This is a genomic window from Mucisphaera sp., from assembly GCF_965279675.1.
Lineage (GTDB): Bacteria > Planctomycetota > Phycisphaerae > Phycisphaerales > Phycisphaeraceae > Mucisphaera.
Window position 1 is genome coordinate 1,185,312 of sequence record NZ_CBDIIJ010000002.1, and the last position, 26,607, is coordinate 1,211,918.

At 64.9% G+C, this 26,607-nt stretch carries 21 protein-coding genes; 8 read left to right on the forward strand and 13 right to left on the reverse strand.

From position 1 onward, the window contains the following. Nucleotides 1–611: 611 nt before the first annotated feature. Nucleotides 612–779: a hypothetical protein gene (locus ACQZAB_RS05210; RefSeq protein ID WP_428387712.1), complete on the reverse strand. Its 168-nt coding sequence runs from the start codon at nucleotides 777–779 to the stop codon at nucleotides 612–614. Nucleotides 780–1,040: 261 nt separating this feature from the next. Here ACQZAB_RS05210 and ACQZAB_RS05215 point away from each other — a divergent pair, with 261 nt between their 5' ends. Then, complete coding sequence (locus ACQZAB_RS05215; protein WP_428387714.1) at nucleotides 1,041–1,487, forward strand: hypothetical protein; 447 nt, start codon at nucleotides 1,041–1,043, stop codon at nucleotides 1,485–1,487. A gap of 7 nt (nucleotides 1,488–1,494) precedes the next feature. After that, nucleotides 1,495–3,213, forward strand: coding sequence for an NfeD family protein (locus tag ACQZAB_RS05220; protein ID WP_428387716.1), 1,719 nt, complete (start codon nucleotides 1,495–1,497; stop codon nucleotides 3,211–3,213). A gap of 287 nt (nucleotides 3,214–3,500) precedes the next feature. Here the strand turns inward: ACQZAB_RS05220 and ribD are convergent, their stop codons facing one another. Continuing rightward, nucleotides 3,501–4,553, reverse strand: a complete 1,053-nt coding sequence (gene ribD / locus ACQZAB_RS05225; protein WP_428387718.1) for a bifunctional diaminohydroxyphosphoribosylaminopyrimidine deaminase/5-amino-6-(5-phosphoribosylamino)uracil reductase RibD — start codon at nucleotides 4,551–4,553, stop codon at nucleotides 3,501–3,503. Nucleotides 4,554–4,610: 57 nt separating this feature from the next. Between ribD and ACQZAB_RS05230 the strand changes: the two genes are divergently transcribed. From ACQZAB_RS05230 to lpxC, 6 genes are all read left to right on the forward strand, one after another. After that, a complete protein-coding gene (locus ACQZAB_RS05230) occupies nucleotides 4,611–5,552 on the forward strand; it encodes an AsmA family protein (RefSeq protein ID WP_428387720.1) in 942 nt (313 codons plus the stop codon). After that, a complete protein-coding gene (locus ACQZAB_RS05235) occupies nucleotides 5,545–6,741 on the forward strand; it encodes an anhydro-N-acetylmuramic acid kinase (RefSeq protein ID WP_428387722.1) in 1,197 nt (398 codons plus the stop codon). Before ACQZAB_RS05230 ends, ACQZAB_RS05235 begins: the two co-directional genes overlap by 8 nt. Nucleotides 6,742–6,872: 131 nt before the next feature. Beyond that, complete coding sequence (gene murQ, locus ACQZAB_RS05240; RefSeq protein ID WP_428387724.1) at nucleotides 6,873–7,802, forward strand: N-acetylmuramic acid 6-phosphate etherase; 930 nt, start codon at nucleotides 6,873–6,875, stop codon at nucleotides 7,800–7,802. Between the two features lie 71 nt (nucleotides 7,803–7,873). Beyond that, a complete protein-coding gene (locus tag ACQZAB_RS05245) occupies nucleotides 7,874–8,323 on the forward strand; it encodes a hypothetical protein (protein ID WP_428387726.1) in 450 nt (149 codons plus the stop codon). Nucleotides 8,324–8,340: 17 nt separating this feature from the next. After that, a complete protein-coding gene (locus ACQZAB_RS05250) occupies nucleotides 8,341–8,799 on the forward strand; it encodes a hypothetical protein (protein ID WP_428387728.1) in 459 nt (152 codons plus the stop codon). Between the two features lie 14 nt (nucleotides 8,800–8,813). Then, entirely contained in the window at nucleotides 8,814–9,674 is an 861-nt protein-coding gene (gene lpxC, locus ACQZAB_RS05255; RefSeq protein ID WP_428387730.1) for a UDP-3-O-acyl-N-acetylglucosamine deacetylase, read from the forward strand. 69 nt (nucleotides 9,675–9,743) lie between these two features. On the opposite strand, the gene ACQZAB_RS05260 is transcribed toward lpxC, so the two are convergent. From ACQZAB_RS05260 to ACQZAB_RS05310, 11 genes are all read right to left on the reverse strand, one after another. Next, nucleotides 9,744–10,139, reverse strand: a complete 396-nt coding sequence (locus ACQZAB_RS05260; protein WP_428387732.1) for a 2Fe-2S iron-sulfur cluster-binding protein — start codon at nucleotides 10,137–10,139, stop codon at nucleotides 9,744–9,746. Nucleotides 10,140–10,406: 267 nt separating this feature from the next. Then, entirely contained in the window at nucleotides 10,407–11,120 is a 714-nt protein-coding gene (locus ACQZAB_RS05265) for a hypothetical protein (protein ID WP_428387734.1), read from the reverse strand. A 206-nt stretch (nucleotides 11,121–11,326) separates the two neighbouring features. Next, nucleotides 11,327–12,139: a hypothetical protein gene (locus tag ACQZAB_RS05270; RefSeq protein WP_428387736.1), complete on the reverse strand. Its 813-nt coding sequence runs from the start codon at nucleotides 12,137–12,139 to the stop codon at nucleotides 11,327–11,329. A gap of 126 nt (nucleotides 12,140–12,265) precedes the next feature. After that, nucleotides 12,266–13,003: a hypothetical protein gene (locus ACQZAB_RS05275; protein ID WP_428387737.1), complete on the reverse strand. Its 738-nt coding sequence runs from the start codon at nucleotides 13,001–13,003 to the stop codon at nucleotides 12,266–12,268. 328 nt (nucleotides 13,004–13,331) lie between these two features. Next, the gene (gene ppk1 / locus ACQZAB_RS05280) at nucleotides 13,332–15,650 is read right to left on the reverse strand and encodes a polyphosphate kinase 1 (protein ID WP_428387739.1); all 2,319 of its coding nucleotides are present in this window, start codon (nucleotides 15,648–15,650) and stop codon (nucleotides 13,332–13,334) included. A gap of 45 nt (nucleotides 15,651–15,695) precedes the next feature. After that, nucleotides 15,696–16,895, reverse strand: coding sequence for a hypothetical protein (locus ACQZAB_RS05285; protein WP_428387741.1), 1,200 nt, complete (start codon nucleotides 16,893–16,895; stop codon nucleotides 15,696–15,698). A gap of 6 nt (nucleotides 16,896–16,901) precedes the next feature. Continuing rightward, nucleotides 16,902–17,972, reverse strand: a complete 1,071-nt coding sequence (locus tag ACQZAB_RS05290; protein ID WP_428387743.1) for a prenyltransferase/squalene oxidase repeat-containing protein — start codon at nucleotides 17,970–17,972, stop codon at nucleotides 16,902–16,904. Further along, nucleotides 17,969–18,670: a hypothetical protein gene (locus ACQZAB_RS05295; protein WP_428387745.1), complete on the reverse strand. Its 702-nt coding sequence runs from the start codon at nucleotides 18,668–18,670 to the stop codon at nucleotides 17,969–17,971. Before ACQZAB_RS05295 ends, ACQZAB_RS05290 begins: the two co-directional genes overlap by 4 nt. A 33-nt stretch (nucleotides 18,671–18,703) precedes the next feature. After that, nucleotides 18,704–22,147 (reverse strand): hypothetical protein, encoded by a 3,444-nt coding sequence (locus ACQZAB_RS05300; RefSeq protein WP_428387747.1) that lies wholly within the window; start codon nucleotides 22,145–22,147, stop codon nucleotides 18,704–18,706. Nucleotides 22,148–22,172: 25 nt separating this feature from the next. After that, on the reverse strand, nucleotides 22,173–24,431 hold the full coding sequence (locus ACQZAB_RS05305) for a hypothetical protein (protein ID WP_428387748.1): 2,259 nt from the start codon (nucleotides 24,429–24,431) through the stop codon (nucleotides 22,173–22,175). After that, complete coding sequence (locus tag ACQZAB_RS05310) at nucleotides 24,422–26,530, reverse strand: BatA domain-containing protein (protein WP_428390143.1); 2,109 nt, start codon at nucleotides 26,528–26,530, stop codon at nucleotides 24,422–24,424. Before ACQZAB_RS05310 ends, ACQZAB_RS05305 begins: the two co-directional genes overlap by 10 nt. Nucleotides 26,531–26,607 lie beyond the last annotated feature (77 nt).

Consider the following 26,607-nt stretch of genomic DNA (forward strand, 5'->3'; position numbering starts at 1 on the left):
ACCACGAAAAACCCGGCCCAGCGTTGTAGCCGCCCCCACACCCCCCCGCAAGCCCACCCACCAGCCCCAGCGACTCTGATCCCACCACCCCCTCTGCTACCCTGTCAACACACTTCCGAAGGGCCCCCATGTCCCTGCTAACCCACCGAAACCGCAGATGCCTGTTTGTCACCCTTGCCCTTTTCCTAGCTGCTTCCGGATGTGCATCGCACACAGAAAGGCTCACCCGGATACAGAACGCCATAAGCAGCGCCGGTGGACCTCTCACCTTCCAAGACCTCAACACCTACGCCGTAATCCCTGAAGGCTCAAGCAACGCTGCGCTGATCTACCAACAGGCCTTCGACGCCTGGGTCAGGGACGAAGCACTTGAGAAACAGATGCTCACAACGGGCGTGCATCGCTTTGAGGAGATCCCCCCGCTGGGCGAACCCCCGACCGGAAACATGCTCTCAGCCGCTCGCGAATACACCCAACGAAATCAAACAGCGATCGGACTACTCTTCAAAGCCTCCCACCAGCCGCATTTCAGAATGCCTGTCGATTACAACCTTGACCAGCCAACAGATGTCATCGTCCTCAAATGGCTACACCGCTTCAGACACGCCACCTCAAAATTGCTTGCCGAACAGTTGTATGTCGACATGGCCGACCAGAACGGTGACAAGGCCGCAGACACGATGGCCGCTATCTTTCGGATCGCCGGTCACGCGCAACAGCAGCCCGAACTGATCTGTGTACTTGTCGGGAATACGCTCAACGCACAGGCTTATCAACACTTGACCGAACTCAGAGCAGCTCTTCCACTGTCACAACAAGCACTCGGCAAGATCATCTCAGCGATCCAGAACGACTCCGAGCCAGAAAACTTCACAAGGGCCCTACACCATGAGCGAGCCCTGACCAACGAGATTCTCTCGGGTAACACTAACGTACTCTCAGATAATATCCGAGTACCCGAGGTACCCGACACCAATAAGACTCGGCACCACGCCGACGCCCTGGCCTCCGCTAATCGCTTTATTCATGACACCCGGGGGATGAAAACACCAATCTACGCCGCAAAACAGGAAAAAGTATCCACCGACCCGGATGGTTATGACTGGGAACAGTTCAAGCCACTACACCGCAGCTACCTGAGCCTGCAACACGGCCGAGCCCTCCGCCGCGTAAACCTCACCGCCCTCGCCACCGACCGCTACCACCTCGACCACAACACCTTCCCAACCACCCTCGACCAACTCGTCCCCGACTACCTACCCGCCATCCCCGAAGACCCCTTCAACCCCGGCCAGCCCCTCAAACTCACCCCGAGCCCCTTCGGCGTCATCATCTACTCGCTCGGCGACGACCTCACCGACAACAACGGCCGCCGCTACGCCGAAGACGGCCGCGACCGTCAACCCGGCACCGACATCACCGCCTACGCCTTCACCACCCCAGGCATCCCCCAACCCCTCCCCGACCCAGCCAAAGACCTAAACTAACCACACCATGAACCCCCGCCCCCTCCTCCTCATCCTGGCCTTCACCCTCCTCCTCGCCTCCGCCCTCGCGCAGACCACCACGCCCACCACCAACACCGTCACCGCCTCCACACCCGGAGCCACCCCAGCCACCAACGCCCTCCAGCCCGTCGCCCCCAAACCCACCGTCATCCCGCCAGGCGGCAAGATCGCCATCCTCCCCATCCAAGGCGTCATCCGAGGAACCCTCGAAGAACTCATCAAACGACGCACCGAACGCGCCCTCGCCCAGGGCGCCACCGTCATCGTCTTCGAACTAGATACCCCAGGCGGCGAACTCGTCGCAGCCCTCCGCATCTCCCGCTACATCAAATCCATACCCGTCCCAACCGTCGCATGGATCAACCCCGACGCCTACTCCGCGGGCATCCTCATCGCCTCCGCCGCCGACGAGCTCGTCATGGCCACCTCCGCCACCATCGGCGACTCCGCGCCCATCTCACCCATCGACGGCAACCTCGGAGCCACCGAACGCGCCAAAGCCCTCTCGCCCCTCCTCGCCGAGTTCCGCGACAACGCCACCCGCAACGGCTACGACTACGCACCCTTCCACGCCATGTGCGTCCTGGGCGTCGAGGTCTACCTCATCGAAAACCCCGAAACCGGCGAACGACGACTCGTCAACCAGATCGACTACCAGCTCATGGTCCACGGCTCGCCCACCCTTGCCCGCCAACTGTCCCAGGGACTCCAGCAGTTCTCCGGCAACACCCCCGACCCCTCCACCGTCGGCGAACCCACCCAGGAAATCGCCACCAACAACGACCTCGGCAAATGGCTCCCCGTCAACGTCCTGCCCTCAGGCACCGCCATCCCCGATGGACGCATCCACGACGGCAGATCCCTCCTCACCATCAAGGACATCCGCGCCCGCGACATCGGCCTCAGCCGCGCCACCATTGACAACACCACCGCCCTCATGGCCGACCTTCAGGCCGCCGACCTCATCGTCGTCAACAACTCCTATGCCGAAGCCGCCGCCCTCTTCCTCTCCCAATGGTGGGTCCGCGGCATCCTCATCGCCATCTTCCTCATAGGCGTCCTCCTCGAACTCGCCGCCCCCGGACTCTCCCTCCCAGGACTCGTCGCCGTCCTCGCCCTCGCCGGTCTCTTCGGCGCCCCCCTCATCCTCGGCCTCGCCGCCATCTGGCATCTCATCCTCTTCGCCGCCGGACTCCTCCTCCTCGTCACCGACCTCCTCTTCCTCATCGGCTTCGGATTCCTCGGCGCCGCCGGACTCGCCATGATGGTCGTCGCTATCGTCGTCTCCGTCCTCCCCTCCGGCGCCTCGCCCCTAGGCGTCACCGACCCCGCCTACTGGAACCAGCTCGCCGGTGCCCTCGCCGCCCTCGTCCTGGGCGGCGCACTCGCCGGCACCGCCGCCTTCCTCCTCTCAAGATTCATCAAGGAAATCCCCCTCATCAACCGGCTCGTCCTCAACGAACCCCAACCCATCGGACCACCCTCCGAACACATCGCCGGCGACGAAGTCCTCGGCGTCGGAACCCTCGAGGTCGGACACACCGGCACCGTCGCCTCCGCCGTCATGAGACCCGCCGGCGAAGTCGAAATCCTCGGACAACGCATCGACGCCGTCACCGATGGCGAATTCCTCACCCAGGGAACCCCCATCAAAATCACCGAAATCCACGGCAACCGAATCGTCGTCGCCCCCATCAACCCCTAACCCGGTCACGAGCAAGCCCGGCCAGTCATAAGCCCGGTCGCGACGCGGCCGAGGCCACCACCAAGATGCGCCGGGTGCCACGGGTTCTTCCGCCGCAGGCGGAAAAGCCGTGCCGCCACCTTCAAACATGGGTGGCTGTGGGCACGTCGTAGATCCGCCGAAGGCGGGCCGCGTGCCCACAGAACCAAACATCTCATCCGGTGAGCCGGGCCGTGTCGGCCCGAGCCAATCCACGTGACTATCGGATGCACGACTTTGTCCGCCGCAGGCAGATAAGTCGTGACCAATCAATCCCCACCCACCACATACCGCACCAACACATCCCCCCCAATCGCCTCCACCCCCTCCAACACCAACCCCTTCGCCTCCCCCATCACCGCCCGCTCCGCCCCCGTCACCGCACTCAACCCCGCCGCGTCCCCAAGCATCTTCGGCCCCACAAACACCCACACCTCATCAATCAGCCCCGCCTCAAACATCGACCCCATCAACCGCGACCCACCCTCCACCAGCACATTCGCCGCTTCATGCTCCTCCACCAGCCGCCGCAGCCCGCGCTCCGGATCATCCACCACTACTACCTCCGGCCCACCATCATTCAAGAGCTTCGCCGTCTTCGGCAGCCGCCCCTTCGGATCCACCACCACCCGCCGCGCCACCCGCTTCACCTCAACCCCGCGCGCCGTCAGCGAAGGATCATCCGCCACCGCCGTCCCCACACCCACCATCACCGCATCCACCCGCGCCCGCAGCTCATGCACCCGCTCCCGCGACGCCTCGTTGCTGATCCACTGACTGTCCCCCGTCCGCGTCGCGATCTTCCCATCCACCGTCTGCGCCCACTTCGCGATCACCCACGGCAACCCAGTCCGCAGCCGCTTCAGCCACGACCGGTTCAGCCGCTGCGCCGCCACCCAACCATCCCCCACCTCCACCGCGATCCCCGCCTCCTTCAGAATCGCAAACCCACCCCCCGACACCTCGACGTACGGATCCTCCATCGCCGCCACCACCCGCGCCACCCCCGCCTCCCGAAGCGCCACCGCACACGGCCCCGTCTTCCCCACGTGCGCACAAGGCTCCAGCGTCACATAACACGTCGCCCCGCGCACATCATGACCCCGACGCCGCGCATCACCCAGCGCCTCCACCTCCGCGTGAGACCCCCCAAAACGCCGATGCCAACCCTCCCCCACCACCCGCCCCTCCAAAACCACCACTGCGCCGACCATCGGATTCGGTTCCACGAAACCCAGACCCCGCTCGGCCAGGCTCAGCGCCCGCGCCATCCACACAGAAGCCGGGGTTGCAAAATCAGGAATGGATGAAGGTGCGGTCATGCTCGGATGATACGATTGTGGGTCCGAAACGAACGTCACCACAAGGGAAAACAACTCATGAAACCCGCCATCCGCTGGACCCTCGGCATCGTCGCCGGCATCTTCGGCCTGATCGTCATCGCGTTGCTGATCCTCTTCTTCAACCTCAACACCGCCCTCAAGCACGCCGTCGAGCAGGGCGGGACCTACGCGCTGGGCGTCGAAACCACGATCGACAGCGTCAACCTCGACATCTTCGCCGGCGAGCTGACGCTCACCAACCTCAACGTCGCCAACCCCGAAGGCTTCTCCGAGAAGCCCTTCATGAACCTCCAGCACGCGCAGGTGAAGGTGGATACCTCCACCCTGACCTCCGACCTCGTGCAGGTCGGGCTGCTGGCGATCGACGGCTTCGACGTCTCCCTCGAAATCCGCGACGAGCAGAACAACTACGACGTGATCCTGGCGAACCTCGAACGCTTCTCATCGGGGGACACCGCACAGCCGGCCGAGCCTTCGACCCAGGCGATCGCTGTGGACAAGATCGACATCCGCAACGTCAAGGCCGACGCCGACGTGAAGCTGACCGGCAGCCAGCAGCGGACGGTGCAGGTGAATCTCCCGCCGATCGTCCTCACCGACTTCCGCAGCGACGCCGATCAGGGCCCGATGATCGGGCAGCTGACTGGCGTCATCACCCGGGCCATCCTGAGTGCCGTGCTCAGGCAGGGGGCCGACCTGCTCCCGGCCATTGCGCTCGGGTCGCTTGAGGAGGGCCTGGACTCGGTGGGCGACGCGTCCAAGGCCGCCGTCAAAGGCCTGGGTGACGCCGGCAAGGCCGCGGTTCAGGAAGTGCTCAGCGGCGGGGAAGGGGCGCGAGGGACGCTGGACAACATCGGCGACAACCTCGAAAACGCCGGCCGTGATGTCGGCAACGCCGTCGGCAACCTCTTCCGGCGGAACAACAACAACAACGAAGAAAACAACGAGCAGACCAACGACGAGCCGGCCAGTGAGTGAGCCGGTGGTCGCGGCTTCGACGCTGGGGAACGACGGTTCAGAGGTTCGGTACGCCATCGGCTGCATGACGGGCACGAGCCTGGACGGGCTGGATGCGGCGCTCGTGCGGGTGACCGGGCATGGGCTGGGGATGTCGGCGTCGCTGGTCGCGCATCACGCGGTCGACCTGGATCCCCAGCTCGCCGATCTGCTGCGGAGCCTGGCCGAGGGCAGACCGCATCCGGCATGGGATTTTCTCCGGGCCGGCCGGGCGGTCGGCGAGCTCTACGCGCAGGGGGTGGAGGAGCTGCTGGCCGGGCAGGACGGGGACCTGGCGGTCGATCTGGTGGCGGCCCACGGGCAGACGCTCTGGCATCTGGGGGATGAGGGGCTGTCCTGGCAGCTGTTCGATCCCTGGCCGATCGTCAGGCGGCTGGGCATCCCGGTGGTTTATGACCTCCGGCAGGCCGACCTGATCGCTGGGGGGCAGGGGGCCCCGATCACGCCGATCGCCGACCCGATCCTGTACGGGCGAGGCGAGCGGCTGGCGGTGGTGAACCTTGGCGGGGTGTGCAACTACACGCTGTCGTTTCCTGCGGCGGAAGGCTCGGCGGGTCTGGGGGAAATCCGGGCCGAGGACCTGTGTCCCTGCAACCTGCTGATGGATGGCATGGCTCGGGTGCTGCTGAACAAGGCTTATGACAAGGATGGGCAGGCGACGCGGGCCGGGCGGGTGCTGGAGCCGGTGGTGGCCTCGATCGAAGCGGGTCTGGTACAGGCGCTGGAGCAGCGTTTCGAGGGCCCGCAGTCGCTGGGGCGGGAGCAGTTTGGCGAGGCGTGGATCAAGGGGCTGCTGGCGGGGAACCCGGATGTCTCAGCGGAGGACTGGCTGGCGTCGAGTGCGGCGTCGATTGCCCGGCAGCTGGTGGCGAAGATCGATCCTGAGGGCGTGGAGCGGGCGATTCTGGCCGGTGGCGGGAGCCTGAACCCGGGGCTGACGGCCCAGATTGCCCAGGCCTCCCAGCATCCCGATATCTGGCGGCTTTCGCAGGATCTCGGGATTCCGGGCGAGGCCCGGGAGGCGGCGGAGTTCGCGATTCTGGGGCTGCTAAGCTCTGACGGGGTGCCTGTGACGCTTGAGGCGGTGACCGGCGCTCAAAATCCGGGCGTGGCGGGAAGTTGGGCTTGGCCTACGCCCGATCTGGGGTAGAATCCTAGGAAGTATGTAAGAACTATAAGACCGTGGCATGGGCTGCCCGTGTCTTGTGCTGGTTCTGTTTGAGAAGAAGACTTCACCCTCTAGACGAAGTGAGGCCTGCCGTGGCATCGACGCTCCCCAACATGCAGCCATCGGAAGACCGCGGTCATCTCCTCACGGAGCAGCGTCTGGATGCGGCGGCGCGGCTGGACACGCTGTCGACGTCGGAGGTGCTGGAGGTCATCAACGATCAGGATGCGACGGTGCATCGCGCGGTGCGCGAGGCGATCCCGCAGATCACCAGGCTGGTCGACCGGGTGGTGGAGGGGCACAAGAAGGGGGGCTCGCTGGTCTACTCGGGAGCGGGCACGTCGGGCCGGCTGGGGGTGCTGGATGCGTCGGAGTGCCCGCCGACGTATCACTGCGACCCGAACGATGTGATCGGGATCATGTGTGGCGGGGACACGGCGCTGCGTGTGGCGGTTGAGGGTGCTGAGGATGATCCGGATGAGATTCTGCCGCACTTCGAGCGGATCGGTCTGGGGCCGAACGACACGTTCGTGGGGATTGCTGCGGGCGGAACGACGCCTTATGTCTGGGGCGCGATCGAGCACGCCAAGGCTCGGGGGGCTTCGACGGGTCTGGTGAGCTGCGTGTCGATCGAGGACCTGCCGGCGGACCTGCCGTTGGACAAGCTGGACTTCCCGGTGGAGTTGCTGGTGGGTCCGGAGGTGGTGACGGGTTCGACGCGGATGAAGGCGGGGACGGCGACCAAGCTCGCGCTGAACATGATCACGACGGCGACGATGGTTCGGCTCGGGAAGGTCTGGGGGAACCTGATGATCGACCTGCAGATCAAGAACGCGAAGCTGGTGGATCGGGCGATCCGGATCCTGATGGGTCAGAACCCGGGGCTGACGCGTGACAAGGCGCTGGAGGTGCTGCATGCGGCGCATGGCCGGGTGAAGCTGGCGCTGGTGATGGCGGGTCGGGACCTGGACGTGGAGAAGGCGCAGCAGCTGCTGGAAGAAAACGCGGGTCAGGTGCGGCCGTTGCTGGGTGAGCCGAAGTAGGCTTCGGTTAAGAAATATCTTGGGTGCCGAGGGGCGTGGGCCTACACTTCTGATGGTGATCGGAGGTTGTTATGCAGAAGCCCGGTGAGCGGATCGATGAGGGTCAGGATCTGTGCCCGCATTGTCTGCGTCCGGTGGGCAAGCTCGATCATTTCTGTCCGGACTGTGCCCGGCCGATCACGGCGCATGCGGCGATCGATCCTTTCGGGCAGGTGCTGACGGCGGGCTCGGTCTATCGGCAGGCGAGTGAGGGTCCGGCGCGGCCGATGGTGGTGGTGGGGATGTGGATGCTTTGTCTGCCGATGTTCTTTGCGTTTGCGGCGGGTCCCTTCGGCATCGCGATCGGCCTGGTTTACCTGATGATTCTCTGGCGTGTGACGGCGCACTACCTGCGGCAGCGGCAGGAGGAGCAACGGGCGTCCGAGGCTGGTGAGCCAGAACTACCGCCTGAGCTGGAAGAAGACCTGCTGACGGCGGAGGCGCTGAGTTATGAACTGGAGGGCGGGGATGTTCGGTCGTGAGATGAGGGGCGTGCGGTTTGGCTGATTCGGAAGGCCGCGGGACATCCGAGTCGTTGCTGTGCCCGCAGTGCATGGTGGAGCTGGAGGGTGGGGTGTCGTGCCCATCGTGCGGGTATTCGGCGATCACGAGCACGCTGGGGCTGGGAGCGATTCCAGCGCAAGCGGGGAGTCGGACGCCCTGGTCGTGGCTGCTGATTCTGATCGGCTGGGTGTTTGTGCTGCCGGTGGTGCCGTGGGTTTTCACGCAGGATCTGGTGTTCGGGCTTGTTGCGCTGGTTGGGTACTTTTATGTGCTGGTTAAGCTGATCGGTGTGGTGGGGCGAGCGTGGCGGGACAAGTGGGATGTGGGTGAGGATCCGTGGGATGAGGCGGATTACGAGGAGTTGCCGCCTGATGAGGAGGAGGATCTGCTGACGGCGGAGGCGCTGAGTTACGATCTCGAAGAAGAAGAGCTCGGGGACGAGGGGCGCGGATGATCTATGCTGCGGGGATGGATGGACGATGTGGGCGACGGACGCTGGCGGGTGAGGTGACGCTGAAGGACGTGGGGCTGTTTTCGAGTGTGCCTGTGGCGATGCGTCTGCGGCCGGCTGAGGCGGGTCGTGGGGTGGTGTTTGTGCGGACGGATGTGGGGGGTGTGGAGATTCCGGCGTTGGTGTCACGGGCGGTGGATCAGCCGAGGCGGACGGCCTTGGCGGCGGCGGGGCGGCCGGAGGTGACGGTGGAGACGGTGGAGCACGTGCTGTCGGCGGTGAGTGGGCTGGGTGTGACGGACGTGGTGATCGCGTTGGATGCGGCGGAGGTGCCGTCGTTTGATGGGTCGTCGCTGGCGTTTGTGGAGGCGATCGGGCGGGTGGGGTTGGTGGATTTGGAGGGCGAGCTGGAGCCGTTGGTGGTGACGGAGCGGGTAGAGGTGTTGGAGGGTGACAGCCGGGTGGTGGTGGAGCCCCTGGCGGCGGGCGAGGGGCCATCGTTGTCGTATGACCTGGATTATGGGGATCACCCGGTTCTGAAGGCGGGTCGGGCGGTGTATCGGGGGGGGGTGGATGATTACGGAGCGGAGGTGGCACCTGCGCGAACGTTTGTGCTTGAGGCGGAGGCGGAGGCGTTGCAGGCAATGGGGCTGGGAAAGCACCTGACGGCGGCGACGCTGGTGGTGTTTGGGGTTGGGGGCGTGTTGCCGCCTAACGAGCTGCGGTTCGCGGACGAGCCGGTGAGGCACAAGCTGCTGGATCTGATGGGGGATCTATCGCTGGCGGGGCGGCCGATTGTGGGGCGTGTGTCGGCGTGGAAGTCGGGTCATGCGCTGAATCGGCGGATGGCGGGGCGGTTGTTGGAGGTGTTTGGCTAGCACCCGATAGGCGTGATGTGGGTTTGGGTGACCCGGGCCGACACGGTCCCGGCTCGCCGGGGGTTGGGGCTAGTGGGGGACTTCTTTGACGGCGTTGCGGTTCCAGGCGGGGACTTTGACGACGATTTCGCCTTCTTCCTGGATACGGCACTGGCAGGAGAGCCTGGAGTTCATCTGGATGCCGGGCGCTTCTTCGACGCGGTCGAGTTCTTCGTCTTCGGCCTCGTTGAAGAGCTCTTCGCCTTGTTCGAGGTAGACGTGGCAGGTGGAGCAGGCGCAGACCCCGCCACAGGCGTGTTCGATGCCGATGCCGTTGTCAAGAGCGACTTCGAGGACGGACTGTCCGACGGCGGCTTTGAGGTCGAGTTCTTTCTCCTGGTTGCCGGTGAGGGGTTCGGGGTCTTCGAGGATGAACTTGATGGGGACGGTTTTGGGCCCGGTGACTTTGGCGGCCTTCATGTGCATGGCGGGTGTTCCAATGGGGTGGGTTGCGGGTCGGTTTTGGCCCGTTTTTGTCCGTTTTGGGTCGGAATCGTTTGGTTTCGTGCTGATTCTAGGCGCTTTTTTGGGGGGTGTGCGCGCGCTTTGGCCGGGTGACGGCGCACGGGGTGGCTGGGGCGTGGCCCGATCTGGCTGGCGGATTTGCGCACGGTTCGGATGGGTGATGCGTCAAAAAAGACAGGACCATCACCGTGGGGTGATGGTCCTGCGTGGATTTCGATGTCGGGGCTATCAGGCCGTGCGGCGGCGGAGGAGAACTGCACCCATGCCGATGAGGCCGGCTCCGAAGGCGGCGGGGGTGGGGACGACCCGAACAGTGATGCTCTGGGAGCCGAGCAGTGTTGTCGAAGCGGCATCGCTCACACTGATGGAGATTTCATAATCGCCGGCAAGGTTGGGCTGGAAGGTGCCGAGGCCGCCGGTGTTGATGAAGTCGAAGCCGATGTTCCATGAGTTCTGGATGACAGAAAGGGTGGCTGCGGTTCCGGAACCGAATTCGAAGTCAATGGCAGGACCGAAGTCGAGGGTGTAGGTATCGGCTTCGGGGTCGATGATGGTAAGGACGACGTCGGTGTTTTCGAAGTTGCGCTCGCCGAGGTCAATGGAGTAGTCGAAGTTCCACCAGGCGCGAGTGGGATCCGGCGTTAAGTCGGTACCGCTGACGGTGGAGATGCCGGGCTGGACGGTGTAGAGCGTGCCGGAGCCACCGACGCCGGCCTGGCCCTGGAAGCGCTGCTTGCCCTTGATGCCGATTTCGATGTTGTTGTTGTTGACGTTGGTTTCGACGATACGGGTGATCGCGAAGTCGTCGCTGAGGTTGCCGGTGCCGGGCGTGAAGGGGGTGTTGAGGGTGTCACGGGTGGTCTGGGTAACGGTGAGTGCCTGAGCCTGGCTGATGCCTGCTACGCAGGTGGCGGTGGCGAGCAATAGCGCGAACTTGTTCATCTGTTCATCCTCTCGGAATTTTGGGTAGTTGCCCGGTAGGGCCTTCTTCTCTGCGGTTGCTTAAGACTAATGGATTTATGGCATTACGCAAGGGGATTGTGGGGTTTATGTCGTTAGGTGTTGTCCCGATGTGGGGTTTTGGATAGAGAAAGACCCGCTTGCGCGGGTCTGGTGGGTGTCTGGGTTGTTTGCGGGGTGTGGGTGTTTTATCTGCGGCGGAGCAGGACGGCACCCATGCCGATGAGGCCGGCTCCGAAGGCGGCGGGGGTGGGAACGACGGAGAGTTGGGCGTTATCGACGGCGATGCCGCCTGCGACGTCGATGTTGGTGAACCAGCTGTAGCGGTTGCCGCCTATTTCGGTGGCGATGACGTCGAGGGCGGAGTTACGGGTTTCGGTGAAGAGCAGGGTGCCGGCGGCGTTGCGGAGGTTGAGATCGACGGCGAGGCTGCCGTCGCCGGCGTCGTAGAAGGCGTGCTCGAAGGTGTACCAGCCGGCGGATCCGAGGGCGATGTTGTTGATGGTTTCGAGGTCTTCTCTGGGGTCGAAGTTGGTGTTGTTGCTTCCGCCGACGAGGAGGTCGCCGGTGCTGGTGTCTTTGGTGACGTGGAAGATGAAGTCGCGTTGGTGGCTGCCGTCGGAGCCGTTGGCGGCGACGGAGTAGTCAAAGCCTTCGCCAGCGGCGAGGGTGGCGGGGTCGAGGTAGATGTCGATGGAGGCGAGCATGCCGCCTGGCCAGACGGTGCGGTAGCCGTCGAACTGGCTAAAGGGGCCGCTGAGCCCGATGTTGGGTGTATTGGTCTGGGTGAAGATGGCGTGGAAGCTGCCGTCGGCGGAGGTGATGCCGTTGGTGCCGGAGGCGACGCGGTTAACGTTGCCGGTCCAGCCGTTGTTTTCATCGAAGAAGCCGGCGGTGTCGGTCTCGAAGCCCTGGTCGAAGACGAGGCTGAGGGCGGATGCGGGCACGGTGGCGGCCAGGAGGGCGGCGGTTCCAAGGCATAGGGTATGGGTGCGATTCATCTCTTCTTTCCTCTCGCTGTGGATTCAGTGGGTCCGGAACGCAATCTGTATGGAAACAGCTTTATCCGGTGAAAGCAAGAGTAAATGGATGGTTTTAGGGAAAACCAGCGCCCGGGGTGGCGGCGCTCAGTGTGAGCGGCGGAGGAGAAGGGTTCCGAGGCCGAGGAGGCCGGCGGTGAAGGCGGCGGGGGTGGGGATGAGGTTTCCGGTGAGTTGGAGGTTGTCGAAGGCGAGGTCTTCGTCGCCGGCGTTGTTGGAGAAGCTGACGACGATGTTGATTTCGGATTGGTTGAAGGCGGAGAGGTCTAGGGAGACGGGGGCGAAGTTGTCGGTGAAGGCTTTGGTATCGCTGATGGTGGATTCGAGGTCGTCGCCGGAGACGGAGAACTGTTCGATGCCGTTGACCTGGACTGCGAAGGTGTCAGCGAGTTCGAAACCTGTTGCGTCGTTGGCGGCCCAATCGAAGGTTAGGGTTAGGTCGGTGTAGTTGGTGGCATCGATGGGGTCGAAGGTGAGGAGGAGCAGGCCGTCGACGTCGTCGGCATGGAACCAATTGGTGGTGTTGCCAGCATCGGTCAGGTCGTTGGAGGAGGTTACGGAGTTATTGACGACGCCGATGAGGTCGCCGTTTTCAGTGCCGCTGATGGGGCCGTTGCTGCCGTTGGCGTTGTTGGTGATGGAGACTGACCAGCCGAGGCCGGAGCTAGAGTCAAAAAAGGTTCCGGCGGCGGTTCCGAGGTCGGTGTCTTGCGTGATGATGTCCGCGAGGGTGTTGCCTTCGAAGTCCTGGCTGGCGATGGTGATGGCGAAAGCCGGAGTGGCGAGGGCGGACAGGAGGATGGCTGGGGTGATGGTGGCTTTCATCGGGGGTCTTCTCTTCTCGGGGCGTTGTTGGCCTGGGGACAGGTTAGCTTCTTTGTTGGGGTGGGCAAGGGTTTGGGTGTGAGAAACGGGTGAGGCGGGAGATTGAGAGAAGGGGATGTTTTGGCGCTGGATGAGGGTGTGGGGGGGCTGAAGCAGGGGGTATCTCAGGCGTCTGGGGTGTTTGGGGGTCGCGGGGGCCGCGTTGCGGGCGGGCTAATGGGGTGGCACCCGGGGGCGGGTTGTTGGGTGGGGGGCGTGTCGGCACTCAGCCCGGGCCGGCACGGCCCGGCTCGCCGGGGCGTGCGTAGCTATGGGGATTGGGGTTGGCTCAGGATTTGTGGTTGTGGGTTCTTGGGGTGAGGCGGTCGTTGGTGGAGGGGCGGATGGTTTCGGCCTGTTGGCGGTGGCGGTCCATGAGGGTCTGGTGGGTGCCGAGGGTGGCTTCGGGTCTTGGGTTGTTGGGGTCGGGTTGCCGCTGGATGTAGGAGCCGTCGGGTTGCATGTCCCAGGCCTGGCGTTGGTCGTGGCGCATGATGTCGATGATCTCGGCGAGTTTTCGTCGGGCGGCGTGGTCTTCGATGGGTGTGATGCACTCGACGCGGTTGTTGAGGTTTCGGTACATCCAGTCGGCGGAGCCGATGTAGTACTCGCCTGGCATGGGGTCATCGGGGTCGTGGTTGTTGTTGGTGTCGGGGTTGTTCTGGTTGAGGGGGTGGTTGTGGAAGTAGTAGATGCGTGAGTGTTCGAGGAAGCGTCCGATGACGGAGACGACGGTGATGTTGTCGGAGAGTCCGGGGACGTTGGGTTTGAGGCAGCAGAAGCCGCGGACGATGAGTTCGACGCGGACGCCGGCCTGGGAGGCTTCGTAGAGTCGGCTGCAGAGTTTCTTGTCTTCGAGGCTGTTCATCTTGGCGATGATGCATGGTCGTGCGGGGTCGTCGGGGTTGGCGCCTCGTTTTTTCCAGGCTTTGGTGTGCTGGATCTCGCGGTCGATCATCTCGTTGAAGCGCTGGCGCATGTTGATGGGTGCGACCAGGAGTTTCCGGAAGTCGGACTTGGCGGATCGTCCGGTGAGGAAGTGGAAGAGCTGAACGAGTTCGGAGGTGAGTTCGGGTCGGCAGGTGAGCAGGCCGAGGTCGGTGTAGAGGTTGGCGGTTTTGGAGTGGTAGTTGCCGGTGCCGATGTGCGCGTAGGAGCGCATGCCGTCGGGTTCGCGGCGGACGACGAGGGTGGTTTTGGTGTGGGTCTTGTAGCCGACGAGTCCGTAGACGACGTGGATGCCGGCTTTTTCGAGTCGTTGTGCGAGTTGGACGTTGCGTTCTTCGTCGAAGCGCGCCTTGAGTTCGACGAGGCAGACGACCTGCTTGCCGCGTTCGGCGGCTTTGATGAGTTCGGGGATGAAGGGTGAGTCTTCGGAGGTTCGGTAGAGGGTGGCTTTGATGGCGACGGCGGCGGGGTCGGAGGCGGCGGCGCGGATGAAGCGTTCGACCGAGGCGGAGAAGGACTCGTAGGGGTGGTGGACGAAGATATCGCCTGAGCGGATGACGGAGAAGATGTCGGCGTCTGCGTCGGCGAGGCGCGGGGGGATGGTGGGTGTCCAGGGTGTCTGTTTGAGGTCGGGTCGGTTGACGGCGTGGATGGCCCAGAGGTCGGTGTAGTCGAGCTCGGCGGGCATGCGGTAGACGTCTTCGTCGGAGAGTCCCATTTCCTCGATGAGGAACTGGTTCATGGGGACGCAGGGGTCGTCGTCGACTTCGAGTCGGATGACTCTGGCGAAGCGTCGGTCGCGGAGTTCCTGCTCGATGAGGTCGAGGAGGTCTTCGGCGTCTTCTTCATCGCGTTCGACGTCGGCGTTTCGTGTGATGCGGAAGGGTTCGATCTCGACGATGTCCATGCCTTCGAAGAGTTCGGGCAGGTGGTGTGCGATGATCTGGTCGAGTCGGATGAAGCGTTCGTTGGTTCCGTCGGAGGTATCGAGTCGGACCCATCCGGGGAGGACTTTGGGGATTTTGACTCTGGCGAATTCGAGGTTGGCCTCGTCGCCTAGTCGGCTTTGTCTTTCGTTATCGAGGAATCGTCTGCCGGAGCCTTCGCCTGAGGGTCGGAGCATGACGCCGAGTGATCGGCTGAGGTTGCTCATGAAGGGAAAGGGGTGTCCGGGGTCGACGGCGAGGGGGGTGAGGATGGGGAAGAGGTTGCGGTCGAAGTAGTCGGCGGCGAATTGTTTTTCCTCGTCGGTGAGCTGATCCCAGTTGAGGAGGTGGACGCCTTGCTCGGCGAGTTGGGGTCGGACGAGTTTGGTGTAGCAGTCGGCCTGTGCCTCGATCATGGGGAGGATGGCGTTGCGGATGGCTTCGAGTTGTTGTTCTGCGGTGAGTCCGTCGGGGGTTCGTGTGGCGACGCCCAGGCCGATCTGTCGTTTGAGGGCACCGACGCGTTTCTGGACGTATTCGTCGAGGTTGGAGGTGAAGATGGCGAGGAAGGCGGCGCGTTCGAGGAGCGGTGTGCGTTCGTCGATGGCCTCGTGGAGGACGCGTCGGTTGAACTCGAGCCAGGCGATCTCGCGGTTGAGGAAGTGGCTGTCGTCGCCTTCGGGGTGTGGCAGCGGGTCGAGCGGGATGACGGTGGTGGTTTTTTTCTTGGTCATGTTTGAAGCAGAGCCATTGTAGCGCAAGCGTGCTTTGGCGTTGAGCTAGCGGTTGAGAGTAGCGCGTGTGGTTGGGGTGTCGAGCGGGGGTGGTTCGGCGAGGAGGATGACGGCGTTGCGGATCTGGAGTCGGTCGAGGACGGGGCCTCGGGTGTGCGGGTCGAGTGTGAGTCGGAGCTGGGCGTTGGGTATCGAGACGGGGAGGGTGATGACGGTTTTTGGGTTGGCATCATCGAGTGTGATCTGGGTGGCGGTGCTGGCCTGGGTTGAGACGGTGGCGATCATGCTTGGCCAGTGCCGGTCGTGGGCGGGGATGGAGGGATCGAGTTGCAGTTCGAGGCTGATCGCGGCGGCGGTGGGTGGGAGGTCGAAGGCGATGTCGGCGGGCGCGTGGATGGCGAGGGTGTCGCTGGTTTGCCGGGGTGGCATGGGGACGCCGAAGACGACGGTGGGCTGATTGATCTGGAGCGGTTGCTGGAGGAGTGGTGTGAGTCTGAGTCCGTTGCGTCGGAGTTCGAGCTGGTTGATGGCTGCGGCTGGGAGCTGGACGGGGCTGAGGGCGAGGGTGGGGCTGAGGGTCCAGGTGTTTTGTTGGAAGCTAACGCGGGCGGCGTCGATGACTTCTCCGGTGGCGAGTGTGAGTCGATCGGCGCGTGTGGTGGTTGCTGGTTCGTGGGCGCGTTGGATGGCGTGGATGCTGGAGAGGGGGAGGTCGATGGGCTGTGGGTTGCCGGGGAGGAGGAGTCGTGCGGACTGGTCGAAGAGCGCGAGGAGCGTGGCCTGGAGCTGGTCGCCGTTGGTGAGTTGGATGCGATCGCTTCGGGCGTCGTTCGTTTGCGGGGGTGTGGCTTGCAGGGTGTTGGGAGGCCAGGTGATGGTTGCGATTCGGTCGAGTGGGATGGTGAGTCGGCCGAGTTGTGGGTGATCGATGCTGAAGGTCTGTCCTTCGGCGTCGGGTCGCCAGGGGGCGGTGAGGTGTTGTCCGTCGTCGAGGGTGATGGTGGGTGCGCTGGGTTGGGCGGTGCTGGTTTCGGGGAATTGTCTTGTGAGTCGGATGGTGTCGGTGGTGGCGATTGTGTTGGTGTCGGCGGTGTCGGGGTCGAGGGTGACGAGGGTGTCGGTGGTGAGTCGGAGGAGGTCGATGGGTTGTGTGGTCAGTTGTCGATCGGTGCGGACCCAGTCGGCCTGAGCGTTGATGCTTAGGGCGAGTGAGATCAGACCGGTGAGGATGGGTGTGTAGCGCACGTCGAATCAGCGTTCGAAGATGGGTAGGAGTCGGTTGGGCATCTGTAGGACGAGGAGTGCCATGGCGGTGGAGTAGGCGCCGCCGTGGTTGCCGGGCCAGCCGCCGTTGGGTTGTTGTCGTGCGAGGAGGGCTTCTCTGGCAGCGGGGTACCAGGTTTCCCAGTGTTCTCCGCCGGCGAGGAACATGGCCTGAACGGCGTAGTACTGTCCGTAGTAGTAGTGCCCGCCTTGCTGTGCATTGGGTCCTGTGGGGAGGTGTCGGTTGAGGTATTCGAGGGCGCTATCGATTTCGGGTCCGTCGTAGATGCCGGCGTAGTAGAGGGAGGCGAGTCCTGCGGCGGATCTTGGGAAGGCGGAGCCGCCAGAGCCGAGCATGTATCGGAACCCGCCATCCTGGGGGTTCTGGCACTGTCGGACATATTCGATGGCGCGGTCGATGGTTTGTTTGGGGACGGAGAGTCCGGCGTTGCGTGCGGAGCGGAGGGCCATGATCTGGCAGATGGTGACGGAGATATCGGCGTCGGCGGGGACGGGGTGGTAGCGCCAGCCACCTTGAGGGTTCTGGCTGGCGACGATGAGTCGGACGGCTCGTCGGAGGGCGGTTCGGACTTCGGGGTTGTGTGTCATGCCGTAGACCTCGCCCAGGAAGAGGGTGGCGAAGCCGTGGCCGTACATGGGTCCGTGGGAGGTGTCGGCGGCGAGGAGTCCTGCGTCGGAGGAGGAAGCGAGGATGAAGCGGAGTCCTTTTTCGATGACGTCGGCGTAGGGTCCGCGGTCGGGCATGTTGCCGTCGGCCATGAGGGCGAGGCAGGCGAGTGCGGTGATACCGACGTTGCGACCGTAGCGGTTGCCGCCGAAGGATCCATCGGGTGCCTGTTCGGCGCGGAGGATGGCGAAGCCGCGTTGAACGGCTTCGCGGACTTCTGGGGTGATTTCGGTGATGTTGACGGCGGTGGTTGGTTGCGGCGTTGGAGCGGGTGTGGTCTGGGCGAAGAGGTAGGGCGCGCTGATGAGGGCGGAGGCGGCGAGAGCCGCGGTCAGAAGGGGCGTGCGGGTTCGGGGTGGGTGTTTTGTCACGGGTTGTTGCTGGTTTGGGCTTCGAGGTCGGCGAGGGTCCGGAAGTAGGCTTCGGTTTGCTGTCGATGGCTGGGGCTGAAGGGCTCGCTGAGGCTTTCGGAGAGTTCGGCGCGGATGCGTGGCGGGAGGTTTCCCCATTCGCGTCGGAGTTCTTCGATGGGTTTGGGGGTGGCGCTTTCGGGGCCGACGCTGCTGGGTGAGTAGGCTCCCTGGCTGGGGTTGGCGAGGGCGGGGGTGGAGCCGGGTTGGGGTTGACCGGGCATGGGGGTGGCCTGACCGGGTTGTCCGCCTTGGGCTTGCTGGGGTCGTGGTTGGGGCTGGCTGCTGGAAGCACTGGATGATTGCTGGGCGGCGCGGATGAGTTCGGTGAGTTTATCGATGGCTTCCTGTTGGAGCTGTTGGGTTTGGTCGCCGGGGTCGAGTCGTCTTCCTAGGCGGCGGGCGGCCATGTTCATGTCGTCGATGGCTTCGTTGAAGAGCTGGGCCTGTTGCTGGGAGGAGGGGGGTTGGTTGTTGTTTTCGGATTCGAGGTCTTCGAGGGGCAGTTGTGGGAGAGCGGGGGTGGGTTCGGGGTTGAGGGGGCCGAGGAGGTCGTCGAGGGTAGGAAGGTCGTCGGGGAGGTTGCCGGCGGCGAGGGTGAGGGCGGGTGTGAGCAGGAGAGCGGCGGCGGAGGCTAGGATGGTTTTTATGTGGGGCATGGTCTGTTTATCGTATTCGGGGCGGGGTGGAAGTCACTGGTTTTCCTGGATGAGTTGCTGGGCGGTGCGGGCGAGGTCTCGCTGGCGGACGGAGAGGGTTTGAAGTTGATCGCGTTGCTCGACGGTGAGGTCCTGTTGGGGGATGGCCTGGAGGGTGCGGGTCTGGTCGAGGATCTGCTGCTGGATGGCGCGGAGGAGTCTGAGTTGCGCGGCATCGACGATGAGCGGGGGTTCGGCGGCCTGGCCGGGTTGTCCGCTGCCTCCCTGTGAGGGGCTTTGGTTGTTGTTGGGGTCGGGGGGCTGGTCTTCGAGGGCGTCGGCCATGAGTTCGAGGGTGGTGGCGATTTCGCGTTGGGTGTTGAGCAGGTCGTTCTCGGCGTAACCAGCGCGGAGTTGTCGGGTGGTTCGGTTGGCGAGTTCGGTGATGCGTGCGTGGAAGCTGGCGAAGACGGCGGCTTCGGTGACCTTGATGGCGAGGTCGTCGGCGTCGGCGGCGATGGTTTCCTGGGTGTCGGCGTGGGCGGCAAGGGTGATGCGTCGGGTGGTGCGTGGTGCCTGGTTGCGGTCGGCAGTGACGGCTTCGCGGAGTTCTCGTTGTTGGGCGGCGAGGGCTCGGTAGGCTTCGCGGAGTTCGCGGCGGCGGTCGATCATGGCCTGGGCGAGGGCTTCATCGAGTTGCTGCTGGAGGGCGATGATGGCGGAGCGGAGTGATTCCTCGGCGGCGATCTGGTTGCCGATGGCGGGGTCGCGGCGGCTGAGTCGGAGGGCGCGGACGGCTTCGGTCTGGCTGTCGATGGCGTTGCGGAGGCCCGCGGCGGCGGCTTCCTGGTTGTCGAGGGCTTCGACCTGTTCGAGTCCGGCGAGGGTGCGGAGGCGGAGGTTGCGGGCGGGTTCGGCGAGGGATGCAAGGTTGGTGGCGGGCTGCTGGGCTTCGGTTCTTTGTTCGGTTTGTTCTTCGAGGATGGCCTGGAGTTCGTTGATGAGGGCGGCGAGCTGGTCGGGGTTGTCGGGTTGGGCCTGAGCGGCCTGCTCGAGTTGTTCGGCGAGCTGCTGGAGTTGCTGGGCGAGTTGCTGCTGCTGAGCGGAGGCTCGGGCGAGCTGGTTCTCGGCGACGCGTTGGGCGGCCTGATTCATGTTGCTGGGGAGCTGTTGTTGCTGGGCGGTGTTGGCGGCCTGTTCGAGGGCCTGGGCCATGGCCTGGGCGGCGGGGCTGTCGGTGTTGGCGGCGAGTTCTTCGGCTTTCTGTCGCCACTGGTCGGCGGCCTGCGCGGTGGCTTCGGCGAGGGCCTGCTGATCGCGGGCGAGTTGTTCGAGTTGTTCCTGGAGGGTTTGGGGGAGGTCTTCGGGGTTGCGGCCGAGGGTCTGGGGGAGAAGTTCGGCGGCTCGCTGGGCGAGGGCCTGCTGCTGTTGGGCGAGTTCGCGGGCCTGCTCGACGGCCTGCATGGCGGCGGCGCGTTCATCGAGGAGGGCTCTTAGTTGTTCGAGTTGTTCGGCGGTCTGTGATTGTTGCTCGCGGGCCTGCTGGGCCTTGGGATCGGTTTCGGATTCGGCGGTCTCGAATTGTTCGGCGGCCTGCTGGGCGGTGTTGGCGGCGGCTTCGAGTCCCTGTTCGAATTGTTCGAGCAGTTGGTTGAGGGTGGTGTCGTCGAGCTGGTTTCGCTGGGCACGGCTGCGGAGGGTGGCGGCGCGGTCGGCCAGTTCGGAGAGGGTTTCGGCTAGGCGCTGCTGGGCGGGGGTGGCGGGTTCGAGGTCTTCGGCCTGGAGTCGTCGTTGTTCGTTGAGGGCGCGGTCGATGCGGCGGTCGATGAGGGCAAGGTCCTGGCGGACGATCTCGCGGAAGGTGTCTTCGTCGACGACGATGATTCGCCTGGGTACTGTTCGCTGAACGGGGTGTGTCTGGCTGTTGTGGTTGTAGGTATCGGTGGCCTGGGCGCTGACGAGGAGGGTGCTGCCTGGGGTGAGGTTGAGGGGCGTGAGGGGCCAGTCGAGGGTGAGTTCGAGGGTGGGGGCGGGGCCGTTTCGTTCGGCGAGGGTGGTGGTGGGTGGGGTGTCGTCGGTGTCGGTTTCCTGTTGGTAGGTGAGGATGAGGTTCTGGAGAGCGATGTCGTCGGTGGCTTGGGCGCGGAGGGTGAGGGTGGCGCTGGGGAGCACGCGTTGGTCGGTATCGGGTTGGAGGAGTCGGACGGTGGGGGGTCGGTCGGGGTTGGGCTGGAGGGTGAGTCGGGCGCTGCCTGAGAGGGTGAGGCCGTCGGTGCTGGTGGCCTGGAGGGTGAGGGTGCGGGGCTCCTCGGGCATGGTGAAGGTGGTGGTGAGACTGTGGGGGGTTGCGTTGAAGGTGGCGTCGGCGGGTGGCTGCTGATCGGGGAGCAGACCGGCGAGGCCGCCCTCGGTGCGAATGGGTCTTGAGAGGTTGAGGGTGAGGTCGAGGGTGCTGCCTGGGAGGGCGGTGAGGGTTTCGGGTCCGGTGGTGAGGTCGAGGTTTTCTTCACGGGTGTCGAGGAGGTCGCGGGCGTAAGAGGGTGGGGTGATGGTGGCGGTGGCGGCGGTGATGCGTGGGCGTGGCGCGAGTTCGAGGGTGGCGGGCGGGACGCGGTCCCAGCCGGAGGTGAAGTGGAGGATGGCCTTTCCGGCGTCGGCGGGTTGCTGATTGAGTCGGGTGGTGAGTTCGGCGGGTGGGTTGATCCAGGCTTCGTAGCGGGCGGTGTCGGGGTTGGTGTTGTCTTCGGGGCGTCTGGTGAGGACGAGCTGATCGGGGATGGTGAAGGTCTGGTCGTCGACGATGATCTCGGCGGTGAGGAGGATGCGTCGGTCGGTGGTGGTGGCTGGGGTTTCGACGACGACGTGGATGGGGACGCCGAGGGGTCGAACGGTTTCGGTGTTGATGAGGGTGAGTTGGGTGAGGGTTGGCCAGGGTCCGGCGGCCCAGGGGATGAGCCAGCGGGCGAGGCCGGCCTGGGTGAAGGCTGGTGTGACAATGAAGAGGATGAAGAGGGTGATGAGTGCGGCGGCGGTGGCCTGTGCCCAGCGGGTGAGGGGCTTGAGGTTGAGCAGGTGGGTGAGGGGGGTGTTCTCGGCGGGGTTGTTGAGGGCCTGCTGGGCGGCCTGGCTGAGGGAGGCGGCGAGTTCGTGGTGTTCGGCGGTGGTGTCTGTTTTGGCTTGGGAGAGTTCGATGGCGGTGGCGAGTCGACCGCGCCAGTGGGGTTGGAGGCGTTCGATGCGGAGGGCGAAGTCGACGAGCGATTCACGCCAGTTGGTGGCGGCGGCGCGCTCGATGATCCATCGGATGGCGAGGGCGAGGAGGGCGATGAGGACAAGCGTGCGGAGCCAGGCGGGGAAGCGGAGGATGAAGTCGAGGAGGCCGAGGCCGAGGAGGGTGGCGGTGGTGATCGCGAGGGCCTGGCTGAGGCGCAGGAGAATGGCGAGTCGGGTGGCTCGCTGCCTGAGTTGCCTGAGTTGTTCGATCACGGGTGAGGTCACGTCGGTCGGGCTTTCGTTGGGTGGGTCAGGTGAGTCCTGCGGCTCTTCGGGTGATCCATTCTGCGGTGAGCAGTGAGATCAGGAGGGTGAGAATGAGGGGCGAGCTCCAGATGGGTTGGCGGTTTTCGTCGACGACGGTTCGTGCGCGGGAGGGGATGGCTCCGGCGAGGAGTGAGGCTTCGTCGAGTTCGTAGAGGCGGCCATTGGTGCGTTCGGCGAGTGACTGGAGGAGGTCGCGATCGGGTTGGGTGTTGCGGTATTCGGGGGTGTCGTCGAGGACGGTGAGTTGGGCGGTGGGTCCGTTGGGGCCGGCGGTGAGGGTGTAGACGCCAGGCGTGTCGGGGATGTGAGTGGTGGACCAGCGGGTGGCGGGTCCGAGTTGTTCGGGTTGGAGGGTGAGTTCGCGGGCGGAGGTGTTGGGCTGGTCGAGGGCGTTGATGGTGACGGGCGGGGGCTCGGCGGGGAAGCCTGAGCCGGTGATGATGACTGGCTGGCCGATGCGTGCGATGGCCGGGCTGGCGCGTAGGGTGGCTTCATCGGGTTGGTTGTTGGTGAGTCGGTCGCGGACGGCGAGTCGGATCAGGGGGAGCCAGAAGGCTGCGTAGGGTTCTTCGCCTCGGGCGTAGCGCCAGCGCCACCAGTCGTCGGAGGCGATGTAGAGGGTTTGGCCGGCGCCGTAGCGCATCCAGATGGCGGCGGGCAGGGCGTCGGGGAAGCGTTCCTGTCTTGCGACCTGACTTGCGAGGAACAGGGGTTGGGCGGCGGGTTTGAGGTCGGGGAGGTTCTGGATCCAGAAGAGGCCGCGGCGTTGGGCGAGGTCGTCGTCGTTGATGAGGCCTAGGGTTCGGGCGGCGGTGGCGGCGGTGACAGACCAGGTGGTGTTCTGGGCGAGGACGCCTTGGGCGCTGGCGGGCGAGGCGGTGGGGAGCAGGGGTGTGAGGGGGCTGTCGGCGAAGCGGTTGGGGGTGTGTTGTTGTCCGGCGATCCAGATGAGTCCTGCGGCGTTCTGGCCGACGTGGTCGAGGATGAGTTGGTTTTGTTCGGCGGTGAAGAAGGCTGGGGTGATGTCGCCAAGGATGATGAGGTCGTAGGTTTCGAGTTCTTCGGTGGTTTCGGGGAAGCGTTGGATGGGGAGGTCGCCTTCCTGCGCGAAGCCGCGGTCGGCGCTGAGCAGGAGGCTGCTGAGTTCGACGGACTGTTCGCGTAGCAGGAGGTTTTTGAGGAAGCGGAACTCCCAGCGTGGGTAGCCGTCGACGAGGAGGACGCGGATGGGTCGGTCGACGATCTGGATCTTGATTTCGCGTTGGTTGTTCTGGGGGATGCGGTCGTCGGGTGCGGTGGTCTGGACGAGCCATGTGCGCTGGCCCGTTTGTGTGGGACGGGCGAGGAATCGGGCGGTGCCGTCGGTCTCCAGGGGCGCTTCGTCAAGGGTGTCGCCTGTTTCGCGGTCGATGAGTCTTGCGGTGGCAGTGGTGGGGTCTTCGAGGCCTTCGGTGAGGATGCGGACGGGGATGCGGTCGCCGGCGAAGGCGGCGGCGGGTGCCTGGACATCGGTGAGGGCGAGGTCGGTGAGGGAGGTGGACCCGCCAAGGACGATGGCGTGGATGGGGACGGTGGTCTGTTCGAGGTCGGCGAGGAGGCTGGTGGGTAGCGGGTTGTCGGAGCGGCCATCGGTGATGAGCACGATGCCGGCGTGGGGGGTGTTGTCCGTGCGCGTGATGGCGGCGCGGAGGGCGTTGTCGATGCGGGTCGTGCGGCCTGTTGGCTGGGGCCAGGTCTGGGGGTTGGCGTCGATGGCGGTGGTGGATTCGGCGAAGGCGAGGGCGGTGATCTGGCGGTTGTTGTCGGTTGTGGTTTGGTCGTCGGTTTGGGAGGGGTTGAGCCAGTCGTTGAGTTCGGTGAGTTGTTGGCGGGCGGCCTGATCCCGGGTGAGGGGTTGGGCGTTGTTGTCGACGCCTGCATCGGTGAGGGCCATGGAGAGGCTGCGGTCGATCAGGAGGGTGACGCGATCTGGTTCGATGCGGTCGGTGGTGGTGACGATCTGGGGTCCTGCGAGGAGGAAGGCGATGAGCAGGAGGGCGGCGGCGCGGCAGGTGCCGGCGAGGGCGCGGAGGGGCGCGGGGCCGGTGAGGCGGGTGTAGGACCAGAGGACCGGCAGAATGAGGAGGGTGGCGAGGGCCAGCCAGGCCCAGAGGGAGAGGGGGGTGTCGAAGCCGAGGGAGGAACGCGTGGTCTCGGCCTGAGCGAAGAAGGTCGTGAGACTGGTTGGGTTGGTTACCACCATCGCCGGTCTCCCGAGGCGGACCAGCGCGCGGTGGCGAGTTCGGCGAGGAGGGCGAGGAGGGCGAGCCAGAGGATGGGGCGGCCAGCGGGTGCGGCGGGGGTCGGGTTGTTGAGGGCGGCGGCCCAGTTACCGGGGGCGACCCAGGTGACGTTGTCGGGGTTGGGGTTGAGGTGGGCCTGGATCAGTTGGCGGTTGGCGGCGGCGAGGTTGGCGGCTTCGGGTTGGATTTGCGTGATGAAGAAGCGCTGGTTGTCATCGTTGAAACGCCAGAGGCCGGCGTGGGTGTAGGGGGTGCGGTCTTCTGTGTTGGGCTCATCGTTGAGGTTGAGGAGGGTGAGGGTTTCGGGATTGGTTTGGTTGCGTGGGGACATCTGGCCTAGAGGGCTGATGGGGATGATGGTCTGAGGGTTCAGGGTGTCGCGGAGGAGGGTTTGGAAGAGGGGGACGGCGAGGGGCTTGATGGGGAGGTTGGTCGAGGCGGGTTCGATGCGGGAGGCGAAGAGCAGGAGTTGCGTGTTGTTGAGGTTGGTGGCTTGCAGCCAGGGGATGGTGGTGTCGTTGGTACGGAGGTTGATGAGGGTTTGGGCCGAGGGGAGGGTGGGGGTGTGGTAGCGGGTGGTTCGGACGGTGCGGGCGAGGGTGGGCCATTCGGCGGCGAGGAGGCTGAGGGGTCCGGCGGCGGGGAGGGCTTCGGTGAAGGGTTGGCCGGGGGTGTCGGTTTCGAGGGTTGGGCCGAAGGAGGCGTCTGCGAGGTTGAGGGTTTCGAAGAGGCTGGTGGGGGTGGTGGGGTCCTGGGGTGGCAGGACGAGGATGGGTTTGTTGGTTTCGGCGAAGGCGCGGAGTTGGAGGGCGTCTTCGGTGTTGAGGGCGTTGGGGGAGGTGATGAAGAGGGCGTCGGCGGATTCGAGGTCGGCGGGGAGGAGGCGTGTGGCGAGCTGTGGGGTGATGGGGGCGGGGTCGGCCTGGGTGGGGTTGAAGGCGAGGGCGAGCCAGCGGGCGCTGGTGAGGCCGGGGCGGGCGTCGTGCTGGATGAGGATGGTGGCGTTGCGGCGGGCTACGAGGGTGGTGACGGCGTGGTTGTCGAGGGCGAGGGGATCGGGTTGGGCGTCGGGCAGCCAAGTGAGTTGGACGAAGAGCTGGGTGGTGTTCTGATCGGGGGGGAGGGCCTGGTCGACGGGCAGGGTGAGGACGCGGGTGAGCGTGCGGGTGGTGTCGGTGGGGCGGAGTCGGATGCTGTCGTCGAGGGTCAGGAGGGGCTGACCCTGGGCGTCGAAGACCTGCCAGCGGAGTTGGGCGGTGCGTTCGACGGGGGTGTCGGTGAAGCGGGCGAGTTGAGCGGTGAGGTGGAGTTGGAGGTTGCGGCCGGTGGCATCGGGGATGGCGACCGGGCGGAGGGGTGTGAGCTGGCGGACCTGGTCGTTGGGTTGGGCGGGCATGGGCTCGGAGAGGAGCCATTGGAGGTTTTGCGGGGTGGGTTGTTGGGGGTTGGCTTCGGCGGGTTGCCAGTTGGTGTTGGCGTGTGAGAGATCGGAGAGAAGCAGGGCAAGGTGCTGCTGGTTGGGGTTGGTGCTTGCGATGGTGTGCGTCGCGTCGCGTTGGTTCGCGAGGGAGTTTTGCGAGCTGCGGGAGAGTTGGGTGGGTTTGAGGTTGTTGATGAGGTCGATGAGTTGGAGGCGGTCTTCGGTGGGGTTGTAGGTCGTGTCGGGAGTGATGGTGCCGTTGTTGTGAATGGCGGAGAGTGTTCGGAGGTAGAGGGTGTCGGTGGGTTCGAGGTCATCGATGAGTGAGAGGGCTTGCTGTTTGAGGGTCTCGAAGCGCGTTTGGGATTGGCCGGGGTCTGTGGCGTTGGTGGTGAGGGTGTCATCGATGATGAGGTGGATGACGCGGTTGGAGCCGGGGGTGAGCCAGCCGGCGAGGAGGGGTTGCGCGAGGGCGAGTCCGAGGAGGATGAGGGCGAGGCAGCGGAGGAGGAGCAGGAGGAGTTGGGAGATGCGCATCTTGCGCCGCTGCTCTTCGACGGCCTGCTGGAGGAAACGCATCGCGCCCCAAGGCACGAGGTGATGGCGTTGCTTGCGGAGCAGGTGGAGGGTGATGGGTATGGCGATAGCGAGCGTTCCGGCGGCGGCGAGTGCCGGGGCGAGAAACAGTGAGCCGATCTGTGCCAGCGCCGGTGTCG